At 74.4% G+C, this 3,078-nt stretch carries 4 protein-coding genes; 3 read left to right on the top strand and 1 reads right to left on the bottom strand.

The features are described 5' to 3' along the window. The coding region (locus tag H5J29_RS27090; RefSeq protein ID WP_512700141.1) for an RsbRD N-terminal domain-containing protein at positions 1 to 497 on the bottom strand (497 nt) is incomplete at its 3' end. 221 nt (positions 498 to 718) lie between these two features. On the opposite strand from H5J29_RS27090, the gene H5J29_RS27085 reads away from it, so the two are divergent. The 3 genes from H5J29_RS27085 to H5J29_RS27075 all read left to right on the top strand — a co-directional run. Beyond that, the gene (locus H5J29_RS27085; protein WP_312858435.1) at positions 719 to 1,498 is read left to right on the top strand and encodes an ABC transporter ATP-binding protein; all 780 of its coding nucleotides are present in this window, start codon (positions 719 to 721) and stop codon (positions 1,496 to 1,498) included. Then, entirely contained in the window at positions 1,495 to 2,244 is a 750-nt protein-coding gene (locus H5J29_RS27080) for an ABC transporter ATP-binding protein (protein ID WP_181783829.1), read from the top strand. The genes H5J29_RS27085 and H5J29_RS27080 overlap by 4 nt, the downstream gene beginning before the upstream one ends. Then, positions 2,244 to 3,078: branched-chain amino acid ABC transporter permease (locus H5J29_RS27075; protein ID WP_181783828.1), on the top strand; the 835-nt coding region annotated here is incomplete at its 3' end. The genes H5J29_RS27080 and H5J29_RS27075, both read left to right, overlap by 1 nt.

Genomic DNA, 3,078 nt, shown 5'->3' with positions numbered 1-3,078 from the left:
TGCTCCTCCTGGCGGTAGGCGTCGACGAGGGCCGCGGAGCTGCCGTCGTTGGTGCGCCAGACGAAACCCGCCGCGTCGAGCAGGCCCGCGTCGTGCACGCCCGCGAACCGGGTCCGGGAGGTCTCGCGCAACGCGTCCCACAGGATGCGGCAGCCGAGCCGGTACGAGTGCAGCACCGACTCCAGCGGCACGCCCTGGCGCGCGCGGGACCGGCCGGTCTCCCGGGTCGTGTCGCCCGGGTCGACCCCCTCCGGCACGGTGTCCGCCAGCACCTCGATGCCACGCAGCAGGTTCGTGCGGCAGGCCTCGCGCAGCTCGTCGACGAGATCGAGCTCGGCGTAGGAGCGCTCCTGCCGGAGCACGCGGATGGCGAGCCGGTCGGTCAGCGCGTCGAGCTGCTCGAACAGGGCGTGGCCGAGGACGCGCAAGGCCTCGTCCGCGGCCGCCCCCAACGCCCGGCGGCCGCTCGCGGGGCGCTCCTCACCGACCGGAAGCACGCAGAGACTGTGCAACAGGTCACAACGGATCGTCCACCCGTTCGGGCGTTCCGCCCAGTTCTCGGACGCTTTTCCTGGGCGCCCCGCCCATGGTGGTCGCTGGTCGCAGCGCCCAACCTCTTGGTGACGCCGCTCACAACCCACCCCGACTTCGACGACGCAGCCAGGGAGGCCAGCACAGTGAGGTCCGCACAAGAGGTCCGACCGCTGAGGTCGACACGGTGACGTCCGCGCCGACCGACACCGCCCTGTTCGCGGTCGACGACGTCTCCGTCCGGTTCGGCGGGGTGGTCGCCCTCGAGGACGTCTCCCTGGCCGTCGCGCCGCACTCCGTGCACGGCGTGATCGGCCCGAACGGCGCGGGCAAGACCACGCTGTTCAACGTCTGCTGCGGTTTCGTCCAACCGGACCAGGGCGTGCTGCGGCTGCGCGGCTCCGCGATCCGCGACCTGCGGCCGCACCGGCTCGCGGGCCTGGGCATCGCACGCACGCTGCAGGGGGTGGGCCTGTTCCGCGGCCTGACGGTGGCGGAGAACGTGATGGTCGGCGCCGACCGGCACCACCGGGCGGGCTTCCTGGCCGGGCTGTTCGCCCTGCGCCGCTCGGCCCGGGACGAGCGAGCCCTGCACGAGCGGGCGATGACGGCGTTGGCCGAGCTCGGGGCGGAGCGCTACGCGGACCGGCTCCCCGGCAGCCTGCCGTACCCGGTGCAGAAGCGGGTCGCGCTGGCCAGAGCGCTGGTCGCCGAGCCGGAGCTGCTGTTGCTCGACGAGCCGGCGAGCGGCCTGGGCGCCGACGAGATGGCCGAGCTCAGCACCCTGCTCCGCGGGCTCGCCGAGCGGATGGCCGTGGTGCTGGTGGAGCACCACATGGACCTCGTGATGGAGGTCTGCGACCGGATCACCGTCCTGGACTTCGGCCGCGTCGTGGCGGACGGCTCCCCCGACGTCGTCCGGGACGATCCGGCCGTCGTGTCCGCGTACCTCGGGGAGGAGGCGTGAGCGGACCGTCGACGTCGAGCGCCCCCGCGACCACCGCCGCGTTGCGGGTCGTGGGCCTCTCCGCCGGGTACGGCCCGGTCACCGCGCTGTCCGAGGTCGACGTCGAGGCCGGGCCGGGCCGGATCACCGCGGTGCTCGGCGCGAACGGCGCGGGCAAGACCACGCTGCTGCGCACGGTCTCCGGCCTGGTCCGCCCCTGGGCGGGCACCGTGCACCTCGGCGACGAGGAGCTCACCGGGGCCCCGGCGGAGCGGATCGCCAGGGCGGGCATCGCGCACGTCCCCGAGGGGCGGGGCGTGATCACCGAGCTGACGGTCGAGGAGAACCTCCGGCTCGGCGCGCTGCTCGGGAAGGCCCGCGGGGGGCGTGGCCACTCCCTCGACGCGGTCTACGAGCTCTTCCCGCCGCTCGCCGAGCGCCGCAGGCGAGACGCCCACACGCTCTCCGGCGGCGAGCGCCAGATGCTGGTCATCGGCCGGGCGCTCGCCTGCGCCCCGGACGTGCTGCTGCTCGACGAGCCCTCGCTCGGCCTCGCCCCGCGGGTCGTCGCGCAGATCTTCGGCCTGCTCCGCGACCTCGTCGCCGAGACCGGGCTCGCCGTGCTGCTCGTGGAGCAGAACGCCCGCAGCGCCCTGTCCGTGGCCGACGTCGGGGTGGTGCTCAACCTGGGCCGCGTCGTCGCGCGGGCCCCCGCCGCCGAGCTCGCCGCGGACGCCGAGCTCCGACACGCCTACCTGGGATTCTGATGCAGCAGTTCGTGAACACGCTCCTCGCCGGGCTCGGCCAGGGCACCGTGTACGCCGCGTTCGCCCTGGCCCTGGTGCTGATCTGGCGCTCCACGCGGGTGGTCAACTTCGCGCAGGGCGCCATGGCCGCCTTCACCACCTACCTCGCCCTGCTGGTCATCGAGTCGACCGGCAGCTGGTGGCTCGGGCTGCTCACCGCACTCGTCTCCGGTCTCGCGCTCGGCGCCGCGATCGAGCGGGGCATCGTCCGGCGGGTCGGCCCGCACAACGAGCTCGGCGCGGTGATCGTCACCCTCGGCCTGTTCGTGGCGCTGCAGGCGCTGGCCGCGATCCTCTTCGGCGCCCAGTTCCGGTCCTTCCCCGCCCCGGCGGGCCTGGAGGGCTTCCGGTTCGGCGACACCACGATCGCGCTCACGCCGTCGATGCTGGTCACGGTCGGTGCGGTCGCGGTGGTCCTGCTCGGCCTGGTCGCGTTGTTCCGGCTCACCGACCTCGGCCTGCGGATGCGGGCCGCCGCGTTCGACGGCGAGGTGGCCCGGCTGCTGGGCGTGCCCGTCGGGCGGATGCTCACCCTCGGGTGGGCGCTCGCGGCGCTGGTCGGTTCGCTGGCCGGGGTGCTGATCGCGGGCGGCAGCCTGGTCTATCCGGCCTACATGGACACCGTGATCGTGTACGGGTTCGTGGCGGCGGTGCTGGGCGGGCTGGACTCCCCCGGCGGCGCCGTCGTCGGCGGGCTGACGATCGGGGTCGCGCTCGCCTTCGTGTCCGGGTACGTGGGCAGCGAGCTGGTCCCGCTGGCCGCGCTGGCCGCGCTCGTCGCGGTGCTGCTGGTCC

The organism is Pseudonocardia pini (assembly GCF_013870575.1).
Lineage (GTDB): Bacteria > Actinomycetota > Actinomycetes > Mycobacteriales > Pseudonocardiaceae > Pseudonocardia > Pseudonocardia pini.
The sequence above is the reverse complement of the archived record's forward strand: the minus strand, read 5'-3'. Positions and strand labels throughout refer to the sequence as shown.